This is a genomic window from Verrucomicrobiia bacterium, assembly GCA_036268055.1.
Taxonomy (GTDB): domain Bacteria; phylum Verrucomicrobiota; class Verrucomicrobiia; order Limisphaerales; family Pedosphaeraceae; genus DATAUW01.
Genome location: DATAUW010000012.1, coordinates 248,153 through 263,178 on the forward strand (window position 1 = coordinate 248,153; position 15,026 = coordinate 263,178).

Genomic DNA, 15,026 nt, shown 5'->3' on the forward strand with positions numbered 1-15,026 from the left:
GCGCATGAGATTATCTATCCTTCGAAAAACCATTGCCGCGTCCCTGCTGATTTCCGCCAGCGCGGCGGCGTGGGCGCAATCTCCCGCCGCGCTTGACCAGCTCAACACCACCCAGCAGCATCGCGACCTTGATCAGGCCGGCGAATCGCTTTACGACAAGGACTCACTCGCGCCCGAACTTTATCCGCACGAGGCCGACGACATTGGCCCGCAATCTGTTCTCAGCACGAAATCGCCGCGCACACTTTTTGAAGGCGTCGCCGACGTCCAATATTATTATAGCGACAACGCCTTTCTCGATCACAACGTGCGCCTGCCTGCCGGCGTGCTGGTGAGCAGCGCGCAGTTTTCCCTCGCGCCCACGCCGTCTCCATTAGGCAATGGACAATCCGCGCCGCGCGTCGGTTTTCGTGAGCAATGGTTCGATTTCCTGCAATACGACAGCCACGGCCTCAACCTCAATGCGTTCGATTTCAATGTCCAAACCGTATTCGCCGAGGAACGGTGGAGTTACAAGAATTGGATCTTCGGCGCGGGCTTTGATTACAACCGATTGCTCACCACGTCAGCGTACCGGCAATTTTATTCCGAGTATGTTCCGCGCTGGGAAGCGACCCGGATTTTCAGCACCGGCCGGCATCAGGCATTTTCCCTGGGTTATCAAGGCTACTATCACTTTGGAAATTCCAGCGTCTTTCAACTTCCCGACTCGGGATTTGCCGACCGGCTCGACCAGGTGCTGCTCGCCACTTACTCGTACGGCGTGACCTCCGATTTTATTCTCCAGCCCTACTACACGTTTCGCTACACGCATTTCACCGGCGAGAACCGCGAGGACTACGAAAATTCCGTCGGCCTCGGCCTGTATTATTTCATCGGCAATTACGTCAGCGCGCGGGCTTATGTCGGTTACGACGTGCGCAACTCCAGCGTCCTCGACGCGGAATATCACCAGTTCGATGCCGGCGGCGGGTTGAATTTTACGATTAGGTTTTAGAAATCAGCGTACTCCGGCAATTTTGTCGTTGGTAAGATTCATCGCCACATGCCATCCAAAAAATTGGTACAACCAATTATTTTTTGTTTGTGAATGCTCCAGATGCGAAGTTGGGCTTGCATGCGCCCGTGAGCGTTGGTTTGAGAAACAATTTCAAGATGATAAGGTTCTCCCCATAGATCCGTGAATTGTTCCTTTTGATGCCAAATCCCGTTTCCAGTCGCGACAAAATCAATGAATGAATCATTCACTTTCAAATGGCTCAATCGTTTATATAATAAATGATTGTTGGTGATAACCGATTCGTCGATTTGGCTGTCAGTCACGATGGAATATTGTTCGATGGCCTCAGCGATGCCAATAAAGTCTGATCGCACGGTCTTCTCAATCGGTTCAACGATCACATGACTCGGCGCCAAATAAATCGCGAGGACGATAGCGGCAAAGATGATCATCAACGATAACTTGCTCATTGGCGGTGAAATTGAATCCTTAAATTAAAAAATGATCGGTGTCTCCTTTTCTGTCGCACACAATCAACAAACGGCAAGTATAATTCGCTTATGATGAACTGGGTTTTCTGGGCAGTGCTCTCCGCCTTCTTCGCGGGTGTCACCGCCGTGCTCGCCAAAAAAGGTGTCGAGGGCATTGACTCCAATCTTGCCACCGCCATTCGCACAACAGTGGTACTCGTGTTCAGTTGGGCGATTGTCTTTGCGCTGCAAACGCGTTTCACGCTGACGGAAATTTCCCGCCGCGCCTGGATTTTTCTGGTGCTCTCCGGGCTTGCGACGGGACTTTCGTGGCTCTGCTATTTTCGCGCGCTTCAACTGGGCGAGGCCTCACGCGTCGCGCCGGTGGACAAACTCAGCGTGGTCTTTGCCATCATTCTCGCCGCGCTCGTGCTGCACGAAAAACTCGGCTGGCAACATCTCTTCGGCGGCGCGCTGATCGTGAGCGGCGCGATCATTCTCGCGTGGCGATAAATTCGCAAATCACTTCGCCGCCGCCGGAATTTTTTTCATGTGGCGATGGACGAAGAAATAATAGACCGCGCCGAGCGCGAGCACAATCGCTCCCACCCACATCACCATGTGCCGGTATTCACCCTTCATCAGTTGTTCGTCCTGCCCCATCTTGACGCCCAGCCAGCACAGCACGCAGCACCAGATTCCCGAGCCAAGCAAAGTGAAAAGTGAATACCACCGAAAATCCATCCGTACGATTCCCGCCGGAATGCCGATAAGATGCCGCACCACCGGCAGCAAACGCGAAATAAAAACTCCCATCGAACCAAAGTGCGTGGCCCAACGCTCCGCGCCTTCCACTTTCTCCGGCGAAATCATCGCGTAACGTCCGTAGCGCAGCACCAGCGGACGCCCCGCCACGCGCGCCGTCCAATACATGATCGCCGCGCCAATCCACGAGCCCAGCGTCCCCACGATAATGATGCCCGCGATGGAAAGATTTCCGTTCGCATGCGTGTACGCCAAATGCGCGGCCGGCGGAATAATAACTTCGCTGGGCAGCGGGACGATGGTGCTTTCCATCGCCATCATCAGACCGACCAGCGGCAAGCCGCCGGTCTGAAGCGCATTCGTGTACCAATCGAGCAAAGACTTGAACATCTCAAGTGATTAGCGGGAAAACCGCCCGCGGGCAAGTTACATTGCTAAGGTGACGCGCTGACAAAAAATCTTAGCCACGGATGAAAACACGGATTTTTGGAACGGTGAATTATCAATAATGGTGCGTATGGGTTGCGAAAGCTTTACTTGAGTGGAGTGAAAGTAAGGATTAAGGTGTGGCGATGAAATATACGGATCGCATCACCTTCGACCCGGAGCAATGCGGCGGGCGGCCTTGTATTCGCCACTATCGTATCCGGGTGAAGGATGTGTTGGATATGCTGGCAGCGGGGGTATTGGAGGCTGAGATTCTTCGAGATTACGCATTTCTCGAACCGGAAGATATTCGCGCGTGCCTGAGTTTGCTGCTGAACAGGTTAATTACCCGGTGGTTGTGAGCACTTAAACGCGTGCGCTTTTTTGTGGACTTGCGACTGCCACCTGGTTGTCACCGTCCTGCGCGTCGAAAAAAAGTTTTCAGTTTCCTGCTGAAAACTTGAGACTTATTATTTCTTCTTTTGCGGCGCGACGGAGACGGTGGTTTTGGTGGCATTCGCAACGATCGGGTCCACTTGGGCGCGCGTGAGTTTGGTTTGGAGGACGGTGAGAAGATTGCTCACGGTCCAGTAAAGCGCGAGGCCGGACGAAAGATTGTACATGAACACCAGCATCATCAGCGGCATGTATTTCATGATTTTCTGTTGCGAGGCATCCATGCTGGGCGCGGGCGGCGTGAGGCTGGCCTGCCAGAGCAACGCTCCCGCCATGATCAGCGGCATGGGGTTGAGCGGCAGAAAACCGTCACTGTAACCGAGATAATGGAGTGGGAGGGGGAGCGAGAAAACGGTGTCGGGCTTCGACAAATCACCGATCCACAAAAAGGGCGCACCGCGAAGTTCAATGGCGGTGCGGAGCATGGAATAAAAACCGATGAACACGGGAATCTGCAACAGCGCGGGCAGGCAGCCGCTCATGGGGTTGACTTTATTTTTCTTATAAAATTCCCATTGCTTGGCGGTGAATTTTTGCGGGTCGTCCTTGTATTTTTCCTGGAGCGCCTTGAGCTGGGGCTGGAGCACCTGCATGCGTTTGGCGGAGCGCATGCTGGCCTGCGTGAGCGGCCAGAAAAGCAATTTGATGACGATGGTGATGAGGATGATGATGATGCCGTAGGCCAGGCCGGCGGAGAAATGCAGCCAGTTCATCGTGACGAGCAGCGCCTTCGAGACGGGGCCGAAGAAACCGAAGTTCATGATGAGGTCGGCGTCGTTATTGAAACGCGCGCCGAGGTTGGCGAGGGTCTGATATTCCTTGGGACCGGCGAAGAGGGTGAATTGATTCGTGAGCGCCTGGCCGGGATCGAGATGTGCGCCGGGATAAACGAGCGTGGCTTGAAGGGCTTTGGGATTGCGAATGGTGGCGGGGTCAGCCTGAAGTTCCTCGGGCGTGGGCGGCGGCAAATCAATCATGTGAACGACCACGGACTCCGCCGGCGCGTGCGGCATGGTCAGCAGCGTGAAAAATTGATTTTGCGCGGAAACCCAAGAAACGTCATTGCTGCCGGCGACAAATTCCTTCGCGGGCGTGCGCGAGACGAGGCCCATGAACGAGGAAGTATTGGTGTTGAAATAACTCAACATGACCGGCTTGGCTTTGCCGTTATACCAATAAACCGTTTGGGCCATGCCGTTGTCGCGCGGGTCCATGGGCGTGGCGGTACCGGCGACCCATTGCTGCGGCGGGACGACGATCGGTAGCTTGGAATCATTTTGAAAACGCACGGAGGTGGTGAGCAAATAATTCGTGCTGAGTTGAAAATCCTTGATGATGACCAAGCCGTTCGACAAACCCTTCACCGCCTGCACGCCGTTGGGAACGAGCGTCAGTTTATAGTTGCCATCGCCTTGCAACGATTCATCACCGAGAATGGCGTAAGTCGGAAGAACATCGGGGCCGTTGAGCGTGGCGAGTTGATTCGTGGTTTTATTTTTTTTACGGACGGAACTGACGGTCTCGGGGTAGTGCAACAACTGGACTTCCTTGAGGCCGCCGCCGCGCGAGGTGAAGATGTAGCGGGCATTGTCATTGGTGATGACGAGCAATTCTTCGGGGACATCGTTACGCACGATGAAATTTCCACCGGGCCGACCGGGGGAGAGCGCGGGGGATGGGGCGACGGCTTGGTTGGTGTCAGCGCTGAAAGAGACGGCGTTGCTGGCCGTGGTGTTCGCGATGCTGTTCGTTGCGGGGTGCGGGTGGTTCATCGCGGGGTACTTCTTTTGCAACATGTATTGCCACGAAAGAATGAGTCCGAAGCAGGCGACGAGAATGAGAATTGATTTGCGGTCCATGAAATTGATTTCTAACGGCGTGCGTGGCCCTTGCCGATTTCGCGCCCGGAGGGAAACAGCGCGTCATTGAAGGGCGAAACGGAAAAATTTTGTTTTTTGGATTTGCGCGGCGGCACGGGGTCGTGTCCGCAACGGCCCCACGGACCGCAGCGCAGAATCCGCCAAGCCGCGAGGGCAGCGCCCTTGATCGCGCCGTGAGATTGGATGGCTTCGATGGCGTATTGGGAACAGGTGGGGGTGTAGCGGCATTGGCCGAGCGGGCCGACGAGACGGGTGAGCATCGGCGAGAGCACGCGTTGATAGGCGCGCAAGCCGAAAACCAGAATGTGTTGAGCCCAATTCACTGTTTCAATAACCGAGCCTTCCGCAACATCGCCATGAATGCTTCCTCCACCACCGGCATACCCTTGCCCAACAATGGCGGTTGCGCAACCAGAACCAGATCCACCGGCTGCACGAAATCGTGCTGGTGCAGGCGAAACACCTCCCGCAACAGACGGCGCGCGCGGGCGCGGGCGACGGCGTTGCCGAACTTTTTCGCCGTGATCACGCCCAGATGCATGGCCGAGCCGGGCGGTAATACCTGCCAGTTCGCGATGAAACAACCGCAGGCCATCCGGCGTCCCTCCCGGCGCACTCGCGCGAAATCCCGGGCCTGCTTGAGGCGCATGCGCCGCCCGAAGAGACAACGGGCCTGCGGAGCGTCAGCGGCCACAGGTGAACGGGTTATACCGGGGTCAAGCGCTTGCGGCCTTCGCGGCGGCGATTGGCGAGGGTGGCCTTGCCGCTCTTGGAGGAGTTGCGATTGAGGAATCCGTGCTGCCGTTTGCGGCGAATCTTGGACGGTTGATATTGACGTTTCATATTCGATTTAAATTAATGTGCCCCGCCACGACGATGCAGCGACGTTCCGACACTCCGCTATTCACGGAACGCGAGAGGATACCAATGAAAACGGGGGTGTCAAGCGAGGGAATTAGGGGCGGTAAATTTAGCTTCGCCAGTGTTTAGAAATGAAAATCATTACATTCCCGGTAATAAAGGGGCTGGCCCAACAGATGACCTCTCTCGTTTGTATAAAAACACTTGCTAACGAGCAACCTATCGGCAATAGGACTTTTAAGACTTTTTAAAGAGGCGTGTCTTTAATTGCTTACATCCCAGTTTTGCCATGAAAGGTATTGTCGGGGTCGAGCGAAATGCCTCGTGGCCATTCTGGGCAATTATCGGTGCTGCTGGTTTTTAAAGGGGCATCGAATGTATGCTCCGGGAAATATACATGCTTTTCGCGAGACGCTTCATCCTTGTTGAATTTATCGTGGGCGCGACAAAGTTGCCATGCAAAAATATTGCAGGCTTCTTCAACCGCTCTACTTACCGGAATAGCGGCCCATGTTTTGCGGTCAGATGTAATGTATGCTTCTAACTCAAGCAAAAGGTGATACATTTCGTGAGCGATGCAAATTCTTGCTAGATGTTTGTTTGCATTTTTATGAATGAAAATAGATGCTTTTACGCGATTAATTTTTGTTGTGCCACCAGCTACTCCTTTTATGTTGGATGGCTCAATAATAATAATACTTGGAGCCTTGCTTCCGCCTGCCGATGCAAGTCCACTACGATCCACTAAAATACGAACATCGAGTTCGATTCCATTTTTTAAGAAGTGCCTTGTGACGCCACGTATGGTATGAGCCATTAACGCTGAAAAAGATTCTTGAAAAATATTATCAGCGGATTTTTCGGGATTAATAGGCATGGTGTTGGGCAATAAAAAAGCCCATAATTACATCTTTGTCGAGGCAATTATGGGCTTTTGAATTTTCTTTCGAATTCTTTAGGCAAGATCCAGTTCGATCAATCCTTCTTTTTCTAGGAATTTATATTCGAAACAGGCAAGGCGCATCTCTTCATTAACTTGTCCGCCCATCGCGTAAATATGATATTCACCCGGGAGATTCATTTTCAAAACTGCGATTTTCTTTTCAGTATCAATTGCACCGACAGAATTATATAATTCGGCGAGGCGATTATCTCCGGCGGTGCCAAATCTCGCGCCGGACGTAGGCGAAGCAGCGGCTTGTAGTTCTTCTACTACTATGGTTTGTTCGCTCATAAGACTCCTCCGATTCGGTTGTTTGTTTGTTGGTTATTATTCTTACTTATGACACGGTTAAAGCAAACTTATGACGTGACGCTAAAAAACGATTCATTTTCCGTATTAAAGATCACATGGTTCGCGAACATAAGCGAGTAAGAGTCTTCACATGAAAACCTCATTGTCAAGAGGTTTGACACGTTTTTTTTTGTGATTTTTCTCACACTTCTCACAAGCGAACTTCATACCATTAGTCATATAATGCAAATTAATAATGCAAACATTTAAGTAATATTGATTTGTATTAAATATATGTAACATGCAAAAGGTATAAATATTTAGTAAAAGTGTCGCATATTATTACACAAATGGATGAATTTTACACATTTTGCATTTTTTAGATTTAATGGTTGTGCTCTAAAGCTTCAACAACTGAATATTTCCGCCGCTGGTTTTCAGGGCGAGGTTGGGGCCGCCGCCGTTGATTTTGCCTTCGAGGTGGCCGTCTTTTTGTTTGCCGAGGACGGTCACGGGCAGGCTGGTGTTCACGGCTCCGCCTTCGGTGAGGGCGTGGAGGGTCAGGGCGGCGTCTCCGGGGAGGCGCGCGGTGATGTTTCCGCCGCTGGTGCTGAACCAGCAATCGCCGGTCGGTTCTTTGGCCAGGCCGACGTTGATGGAGCCGCCTGAGGTATCGGCGTAGGCGGAGGGGCCGGCGAAGCCTTCGATGTTGATGTTGCCGCCGGAGGTTTTGACCTGCAACCGGCCTTCGCAATGGGTGACGTCTATGTTTCCGCCGGAGGTATCGCCTTGCGCGGAGGGGCCGGTGTAATCTTTGATGACGATGTTTCCGCCGGAGGTTTGGAGGGTCAATTTATCGGAGCAGGCGAAGGCTTTGACATTGCCGCCGGAGGTGTGGCCTTCGACGGGGCCCTGGATTTTGGTGAAGGTGAGGTCGCCGCCGGAAGTGCGGGCGTCAAGTGTGCCTTGAAGATTGGAGACGGTCACATCGCCGCCGGCAGTGCTGAGGGTGGCATTGAAACGGCGCGGAACGATGACGCGAATGTGGACGTCCAACCCGGGCGGGGCGGACGAAAATAATCCGTGCGAGGCTTTCGCGGTGGTGGCTTCGAGGCGGATGGTGTTGTTGTCCTGGCTGAAAACGACTTTCTGGCGTTTCAACGCTTTTTCGAGGTCGCTCTTGCCGCCGTGAGCAAGTTCGCGCTCAACGGTGATATCCACGGTGTTCTGGCTGGCGGTGACGACTTCGATGTCGCCCTGGTCGGTGTCCACATTGAGATCGCCGCCGGGTTGCACGGTGAAAGTTTTGGTGATGGTCTTTTCAGTGAAGGTATCCGCCGCGAACGCAGGCGGGATTGCGGTGAGGAATCCGAGGCAGAAAATGGCAGCGATGATTTTTTTCATACGGTGATAGATGTCCCTTGATCCTGCGAAACTTTGGTTCAAAACAAGAGGGATGTCGAGATGAATTGGTGCAGCACAGTTTGGGTATTATCGGACTGGGAAGAAATAAAGATGTGGCCGGCGAGGGCGCCAGCCACTGCACGCGAGGGCGCGTGCGCTCCCCGGGACAAGACGGGTTTTCGTCTCCGCTTGAACGGGTTGGCCGCAATACAAGAAGCGACGATTATTTACCCGCTTGGCGAATATGTTCCGGGCGGAAGCCGATGCCGACCATGCGGGCGGGAATTCTTCGCAGGCGGGGATATTTCTCGAAGAGCCGCATGGGCAGCGGCGGGGGAATGATTTCGGTGGAGTTGAAAATCGGTTCGAGGAGATGTTGGTGCAAAAATATTTGCGCGCGCTGGGTCAGGCGGGCGGGGCGTCCACGGCGGTTTTGCACGGCTTGAAGGTCGGTGGACGTGACGGAATGGGATTTTAATTTTGCGGCCAGCAGATTCGCGGTGGCGACGGCGTCCTGGATGGCGAGGTTGATGCCCACGCCGCCGACGGGAGACATGGCGTGGGCGGAATCGCCGATGCAAAGCAGGCCTTCGCGATGCCATGAGCGGAGGTGATCCACTTTGACGTTTAGAAGTTTCACATCATCCCATTGCTTCAATTCGTCCATGCGATCCTTGAGAAAGGCGGCGCAGCGGGCGACTTCATCGCGGAAGGCAGGCAGGCCGCGTGCGCGTTTTTCGTCGAACGAGCCTTTGCGGATGACGTAGGCGCATTGCCAATAATCGGCGCGGTCAAGGAGGACCATGAATTGGCCGACGCCAACGAATCCGAAGGCTTGCGCGGGATCGTTTGGGCGTTTGGGAAGACGGAACCAGAGAGCATCAATGGGCGCGCCGAGATCAATGACTTCAAGGCCCGCGCGTTCGCGGGTGGTGGAACTGCGGCCATCCGCGCCGACCACCAAGTCGGCACGGATTTCGAGAGCGCCCTGGGGAGTGTTGGCTTTCACGCCGACGACGCGTTCCTGCTCGAAGATCAGATCGGTCACTTCGGTTTCCATGCGGAGACGGAAGTTGGGATATTTTTTTGCGTGCGTGCTGAGGAAGTTTAGAAAATCCCATTGGGGCATGAAGGCGATGAATTTGCAATGGGTGGGCAAATGGGTGAAGTCGGCCATGTGGACGATCTCGGGGCCGAAGTGTGCGGTTACTTCGCGCAATTCCTGATGCGGCAGGCGAAGGAATTCGTCGAGCAAGCCGAGTTCGTAGAGTAATTCCAGCGTGGAGGGGTGGATGGTATCGCCGCGAAAATCGCGGAAGAAATCCTTGTGCTTTTCCACGACGAGAACGTCCACGCCGGCGCGCGCGAGGAGGAAACCGAGCATTACGCCAGCAGGGCCGCCGCCGACGACACAGCAGTTGGCGCGGTCGGATGGTGGTGGCTGGTCAGTGGCGTTCATTTGAGTAACGAAGCATAAGTTCGTCATTTGTAAAATTCAAATGGGGACGATAGCTGGAGATTTTTAAGGCAATCTCAAAGAGCGTTCTTCGTGGAAGATTTCCACGCCATTTTCGGCGAGGCGTTGCTGGATTTCCGTGATGTGCGCGCGGTCGCGGGTTTCGACGGTGCAGAGCACGTGAACGCGCGAAAGGTCCGGGCCGGCGAAGGTCCGGTTGTGGACGATCTCGGTGACGTTTGCGCCGGCATTGGCGAGCACGGTGGAAAGATGCATGAGGCCACCGGGGCGGTCGGTGAGCAGGACGTCGAATTGGTAGATGCGACCGTCAGCCGCCAAGCCGCGTTCGATCACGCGACTGTGGGCCAAGGGGTCAATGTTGCCACCGGTGAGCAGCAGGACGACGCGGCGGTTTTTCAGTTCAGGCAAATGGCCGCTGAGCAGCGCGGCCAACCCGGCCGCACCGGCGCCTTCGATAATGCACTTTTCGAGTTCGGCCAAACGCAGCATGGCGAGGGCGAGGGTTTCTTCCTGGACTTGCACCATGCGATGAACCAAGGGCCGGGCGATGGTGAGGGCAAGCTGGCCAGCTTCCGCGACGGCCAAACCATCGGCAAGGGTGAATCGAGTGGCGACGGGCACGGGAGCTTCCGCCGCGAGGCCGGCGGCAAAACACGCGGCGCGGGCGGGCTCGACGCCGATGATTTGCAAATCGGGTTTGAGCGCATGAAAAACGGTAGCGACGCCGGCCAGCAATCCGCCGCCGCCGACGGGCACGATGATGGCTTCCGCATCGGGAACTTGTTCGAGAATTTCAAACGCAAGAGTTCCCTGTCCGATGATGACTTGCGGATCGTCGAAGGGATGGATGTAGGCGAGTTGGCCGGCTTTGGCCAGGCGGCCGGCTTCCTTGCGGGCTTCGTCGAAGGTGTCTCCGTGGAGGATGACCGTGGCGCCGAACTGGCGGCAGCGCGCAACTTTCACCAGCGGAGCAAAACGTGGCATGACCACCGTGACGGAGATGTTCAGCAAGCGTCCGTGCCAGGCCAATCCCAGCGCGTGATTTCCCGCCGAGGCGGCGATGACGCCTTTGCGCGCCTGGTCGGGGGTGAGTTGGGCGAGGGCGTTGCGGGCGCCGCGTTCCTTGAAGCTGCCGGTGCGCTGGAGGTATTCCTGTTTGCAAAAGATGCGGGCACCGGTCAATTCGCTCAGGGCGGCGGACTCGGGGCACTGGGTGTAGTTGATCGCGCCATTGAGGCGCGCGCGGGCGGCAACGATTTCGGAAAGCGAAACGGCGGCGGTGGTTTGATTTTTCATACGATGGTTGGCAAATAAAAAACCCCGAGCGATCAGCCCGGGGTTTGGAATCGAGAGTTGCGGTGAATCGGCGCGCGTCTATCCCAGCCCCAAGCAGGGGCGAATAATGACCGCCGGGCTCATTCGGAATGACGCTAAGTTGAACATCTGCCTTTTAGATAGGTCTTGCGCCAAACGAAGTCAAGCCGGTCTGCGGGAGGGCAAACTGATTGATCATGCGATCACGCATTGGTGCCGCCGTCCACGGTGAGGTTCGCTCCGGTGATGTAGGCGGACTCGGGGCTGGCGATGAAAGCGACGAGGGCGGCGACTTCTTCAACTTTTCCGTAGCGGTTGAGGGCGGTGGCGGCTTTCTGAGGCGTGGCCCAATCGCCGGAGGCGGGGTTGAGGTCGGTGTCAATGGGGCCGGGTTGGACGTTGTTGACGGTGATGCCGCGGGCGCCGACTTCGCGGGACAATCCCTGGGAAAACATTTTGACGGCGCCTTTGGTGGCGGAGTAGGCGACGAGGCCGGGCGCGACGACGCGTTCGCCGACGCAGGAGCCGATCATGATGATGCGTCCGCCGCTTTTCATGTGCTTGAGGGCGGCCTGGGTGGCGACCATGACGCCGCGGATGTTGATGGCGATCAAGAGGTCCATTTCTTCAAGGGGCGTTTCTTCAAAAGGCTTGGGCATGGCGGTGCCGGCGTTGTTGACGAGCACGTCGAGTCCACCAAAGGTGGCGGCGGTTTTTTCCACGGCGGCTTTGACGGCCTGGGCGTTGGAGGCGTCGGCCTGGATGGCGAGGGCTTTTCCGCCGGCGCTTTCGATGGCTTTGACGATGGAGGCGGCGGCGTCCGCGCCTTTGGAATAGGTGATGGCTACGCTCGCGCCGTCGGCGGCGAGACGTTTGGCGATGGCGGCGCCGATGCCGCGAGAGCCGCCGGTGACGAGGGCGGTTTTACCGGTCAATTTTTCTTCGTGGTTAGTGCTCATAGATGGCAGGTGTGGCTTTTTTCTAATTTGGTTTGGTTATTTAATTGCAGAACAAATCGTTCGCGAGCGAAGAATCGTTCATGTTGAAGGATTGTCAAAGAGTTTGGATTTTTGTTTGGTTCATGACGAAGGACTCTGGTTATGCGCAGGTTCTTGATTTGTTGAAAATGAGGATGGGCTGATTGGCAACGCCGCTCGGCTGGTATCTAAATTTTAAATAATGTGCAGAATGGAGATGCTCGCTTGGGCTCGCCTCGCTGCGCTCGATATAGAGGAGTTGTTTTGGTGAGGAGTCCCCCAACTGAAGTTGGGGGTTAATGAGAAGCGTTGGGCGAGTGGGTGAGGGTTGGTTCCAAGAGGAAAATTCTTTCGTCCCTGCGGGACTTGGTTTGGAACGGAGGCAAACCCAGCAATAAATTGCTGGGCTAAGATCTGTCGTCCCTGCGGGACTTCGGATGGTGGAGCGGCAGCGCAGACCTACCGTGCGCCGGGATGTCGGTTGTCCCTGCGGGGCTTCGGACGGCGGAGCAGCAACTCCGCCTTACCGTGTCTTGGATTGTCGGTTGTTCCTGTGGGATTTCGGCGGCGCATCAGCGTCAGCTTGTCATTTGGGGGTAGTGCGCAAATACGCCCGCCGTGATCTGCTGTAATCGCCGGGCTTGACAAGCTGGTGCCAAAATGGCACCATTCAGGCATGGCGGAAGTCATTGAAGAATCTCGAAAAAGGATTACGGCCCGGGTTTCTGACAAGGTGCGGGACACGCTGGAGCAGGCGTCGGAGCTTTTGGGCGCGACGGTGAATCAGTTTGTGGTCCAAACAGCTTATGTGGAAGCGCAGCGGGTCATTGAGCGGGAATCGGTCATCCGGCTTTCGCAGAAGGACGCGCGCAAAGTGCTGGCGCTGCTGGATCATCCGCCGAAACCCAACAAGCGGCTCAAGGCGGCGGTAAAGGCGTTCAAAGGCGCGGTGCGTGCGTAAGATCGAACTGCTCGCGAAGTCGCATGACCGGGAGGGGTTCGATTGCGGAAGCGAGCCGCTTAATTTGTTTCTCAAACAAACGGCCCGTCAACACGCGGAGCGGGGAATTTCACGCACGTTTGTTTTGGTGGAGAAAACCGAGTCCGCGCCCAAACCCATTCTCGGTTTTTTCTCACTTAACATTTGCCAGATCAAATCGGAATCGCTGACGGTGGGAGAGGCGAAAAAACTGCCGCGCGACGTGGCGGGTGTCAGGCTGGGGCGGCTGGCGGTGGCCAAAGAAAATCAACGGCAAGGGATTGGAAAAATATTGCTGGTGGCGGCGATGGGGAAGTTCATGGAGATTTTCGATTCGGCGGGAGGGATTGGACTGTTTGTGGATGCGAAGGATGGAGACGCAAAAAGTTACTATGAACAATTTGGATTCGTCGCGATGCCATCCAATGAGCTGGAATTATTTTTGCCGGTGAAAACGATTCGGGAGGCGCTGGGGACAAGGGGCGGTTGATGGCGACGAGGGTTTCAGTTTCAAGTTTTGTAAATTAAAAATTTAAAATTAAAAATGAAAATTGGGAAATGAGGACTCGCGAGGGGTTGGGTATGGGATAGAGGTTTCAAGTTTTCAGTGGTACCACCTCTCCCCGGCCCTCTCCCCCGCGAGCGGCGGTGGAGAGGGAGAAGATTGGGGGGCTGGAGCATTTCCACAAAATGATGCAGCGGTGTGGGGCGCCATGAAGGGAAGCGGTCTTTTTGGCTTTGGCTTCGTTTCGGCTCAGTCACGGGCCGCTGCGGGTCTGTTCCTTCGCCAAAGCCTCGCCAAAAGTCAAAAATCCTCGCTTCACACCGCTACATCATTTCTGTCAATGCTCTAAGGAGGACGCAGGATTTGGAGGCGAGGCTGCTTCAAAAATAAAAAACGCGCAGAGCGGAGGGGCTCTGCGCGTTTTTTTGATTAAGGATAATTAAGCGCGGTTCAGGCGGCGGCGCAGGAAGGCGAGGCCGGTGAAGCCGGAACTGAGAAGGAGCATGGTGCTGCCGCCATCGGGCGCGGAGACGCCGAACACTTGCACGTTGGCGTCAGAGTTTTTGTCCCAGCCAGCGAAGCCGGGATCGTAGGTGCCGTCGCCGGTGCCGGTATCCCAGGTGTCAACGGTTCCGGTGTTGGGATCATAGAACAGGAATGTGCCGTCGGAGCCGTCCTGCGGCGAACCGCTGAGGGCGGCGTTGGAGGCGGCGATGAAAGGACTCTGAGTCGAACCGGGCAGGGTATTGGCCAGGAAGAAATCGAACGTCTGTCCCGCAGTCAGGGAGAGAGCGACGGTGAAATCCAACTGGAGAATGGGAAGACTCGTGCCGATCTGCGACAGATAACCCTGGCCGTTCGCATAGGTGACGGGGGTGGCCGTGACGCCAGTGCTGATGACTCCGATGGGGGAGCCGGAAATTCCGCCTAACAGGGTCACAGGACTTTGACCGCCGCCGACTTCCCAAACCCGGATGTCGGTCACGGTCGCCGCGGTGTTGAGCGAGAAGCTATCGCCGGGGGCGAAGGGGAGTGTGCCGGCGGGCTCATTGTCAGCCCAGGCGACGTTGCTGCGGTCGGGATTGGGGTCGGGCAAATTAACATTATCCGTGGGCAGGCCGCGATCAACGAGGAGGGTTTGGGCGTAAGTGGACGAACCGCCTAATACGATGGAAATGCCCGCCACCAGAGGCGTCAGCGTGTTTTTGAATGGATGCTTCATTATATGGGTATCTTGGTTTGGTTTAGCTTTCGGTTATGCGGTCGGACATTTTAAAG

17 protein-coding genes and 1 pseudogene are annotated in these 15,026 nt (G+C 55.5%); 5 read left to right on the forward strand and 13 right to left on the reverse strand.

Features of this window, described 5'->3' with window-relative positions:
- Positions 1-4 precede the first annotated feature (4 nt).
- Positions 5-997 carry a hypothetical protein gene (locus VH413_06700; protein ID HEX3798376.1) on the forward strand — a complete coding sequence of 331 codons (993 nt, stop codon included), beginning with the start codon at positions 5-7 and terminating at the stop codon, positions 995-997.
- 38 nt (positions 998-1,035) lie between these two features.
- Here VH413_06700 and VH413_06705 read toward each other — a convergent pair whose 3' ends face one another.
- Positions 1,036-1,470, reverse strand: a complete 435-nt coding sequence (locus tag VH413_06705) for a hypothetical protein (protein ID HEX3798377.1) — start codon at positions 1,468-1,470, stop codon at positions 1,036-1,038.
- A 93-nt stretch (positions 1,471-1,563) separates the two neighbouring features.
- Between VH413_06705 and VH413_06710 the strand changes: the two genes are divergently transcribed.
- On the forward strand, positions 1,564-1,983 hold the full coding sequence (locus tag VH413_06710) for an EamA family transporter (protein ID HEX3798378.1): 420 nt from the start codon (positions 1,564-1,566) through the stop codon (positions 1,981-1,983).
- A 9-nt stretch (positions 1,984-1,992) separates the two neighbouring features.
- On the opposite strand, the gene VH413_06715 is transcribed toward VH413_06710, so the two are convergent.
- Positions 1,993-2,625: a DedA family protein gene (locus VH413_06715; GenBank protein ID HEX3798379.1), complete on the reverse strand. Its 633-nt coding sequence runs from the start codon at positions 2,623-2,625 to the stop codon at positions 1,993-1,995.
- A 182-nt stretch (positions 2,626-2,807) separates the two neighbouring features.
- Between VH413_06715 and VH413_06720 the strand changes: the two are divergent.
- Positions 2,808-3,031, forward strand: a pseudogene (locus VH413_06720) (DUF433 domain-containing protein).
- Positions 3,032-3,131: 100 nt separating this feature from the next.
- Here VH413_06720 and yidC read toward each other — a convergent pair.
- The 10 genes from yidC to VH413_06770 form a co-directional block, all read right to left on the reverse strand.
- Positions 3,132-4,976, reverse strand: coding sequence for a membrane protein insertase YidC (gene yidC / locus VH413_06725; GenBank protein ID HEX3798380.1), 1,845 nt, complete (start codon positions 4,974-4,976; stop codon positions 3,132-3,134).
- An 11-nt stretch (positions 4,977-4,987) separates the two neighbouring features.
- The gene (gene yidD / locus VH413_06730; protein ID HEX3798381.1) at positions 4,988-5,320 is read right to left on the reverse strand and encodes a membrane protein insertion efficiency factor YidD; all 333 of its coding nucleotides are present in this window, start codon (positions 5,318-5,320) and stop codon (positions 4,988-4,990) included.
- Positions 5,317-5,691, reverse strand: coding sequence for a ribonuclease P protein component (gene rnpA, locus VH413_06735; GenBank protein ID HEX3798382.1), 375 nt, complete (start codon positions 5,689-5,691; stop codon positions 5,317-5,319). The genes yidD and rnpA overlap by 4 nt, the downstream gene beginning before the upstream one ends.
- Positions 5,692-5,702: 11 nt before the next feature.
- Positions 5,703-5,840 (reverse strand): 50S ribosomal protein L34, encoded by a 138-nt coding sequence (rpmH, locus tag VH413_06740; protein ID HEX3798383.1) that lies wholly within the window; start codon positions 5,838-5,840, stop codon positions 5,703-5,705.
- A 289-nt stretch (positions 5,841-6,129) separates the two neighbouring features.
- Positions 6,130-6,735 carry a hypothetical protein gene (locus VH413_06745; protein ID HEX3798384.1) on the reverse strand — a complete coding sequence of 202 codons (606 nt, stop codon included), beginning with the start codon at positions 6,733-6,735 and terminating at the stop codon, positions 6,130-6,132.
- A 78-nt stretch (positions 6,736-6,813) separates the two neighbouring features.
- A complete protein-coding gene (locus tag VH413_06750) occupies positions 6,814-7,092 on the reverse strand; it encodes a hypothetical protein (GenBank protein HEX3798385.1) in 279 nt (92 codons plus the stop codon).
- Between the two features lie 399 nt (positions 7,093-7,491).
- The gene (locus tag VH413_06755) at positions 7,492-8,496 is read right to left on the reverse strand and encodes a DUF4097 family beta strand repeat-containing protein (protein HEX3798386.1); all 1,005 of its coding nucleotides are present in this window, start codon (positions 8,494-8,496) and stop codon (positions 7,492-7,494) included.
- 223 nt (positions 8,497-8,719) lie between these two features.
- Positions 8,720-9,955, reverse strand: a complete 1,236-nt coding sequence (locus VH413_06760) for an FAD-dependent oxidoreductase (protein ID HEX3798387.1) — start codon at positions 9,953-9,955, stop codon at positions 8,720-8,722.
- Positions 9,956-10,018: 63 nt separating this feature from the next.
- Complete coding sequence (gene ilvA / locus VH413_06765) at positions 10,019-11,269, reverse strand: threonine ammonia-lyase (GenBank protein HEX3798388.1); 1,251 nt, start codon at positions 11,267-11,269, stop codon at positions 10,019-10,021.
- 221 nt (positions 11,270-11,490) lie between these two features.
- Entirely contained in the window at positions 11,491-12,246 is a 756-nt protein-coding gene (locus VH413_06770; protein HEX3798389.1) for a 3-oxoacyl-ACP reductase family protein, read from the reverse strand.
- 694 nt (positions 12,247-12,940) lie between these two features.
- Between VH413_06770 and VH413_06775 the strand changes: the two genes are divergently transcribed.
- The gene (locus VH413_06775) at positions 12,941-13,225 is read left to right on the forward strand and encodes a DUF1778 domain-containing protein (GenBank protein ID HEX3798390.1); all 285 of its coding nucleotides are present in this window, start codon (positions 12,941-12,943) and stop codon (positions 13,223-13,225) included.
- On the forward strand, positions 13,218-13,733 hold the full coding sequence (locus VH413_06780; protein HEX3798391.1) for a GNAT family N-acetyltransferase: 516 nt from the start codon (positions 13,218-13,220) through the stop codon (positions 13,731-13,733). The genes VH413_06775 and VH413_06780 overlap by 8 nt, the downstream gene beginning before the upstream one ends.
- A 454-nt stretch (positions 13,734-14,187) precedes the next feature.
- Here VH413_06780 and VH413_06785 read toward each other — a convergent pair whose 3' ends face one another.
- Entirely contained in the window at positions 14,188-14,970 is a 783-nt protein-coding gene (locus tag VH413_06785; protein HEX3798392.1) for a VPDSG-CTERM sorting domain-containing protein, read from the reverse strand.
- Positions 14,971-15,026 lie beyond the last annotated feature (56 nt).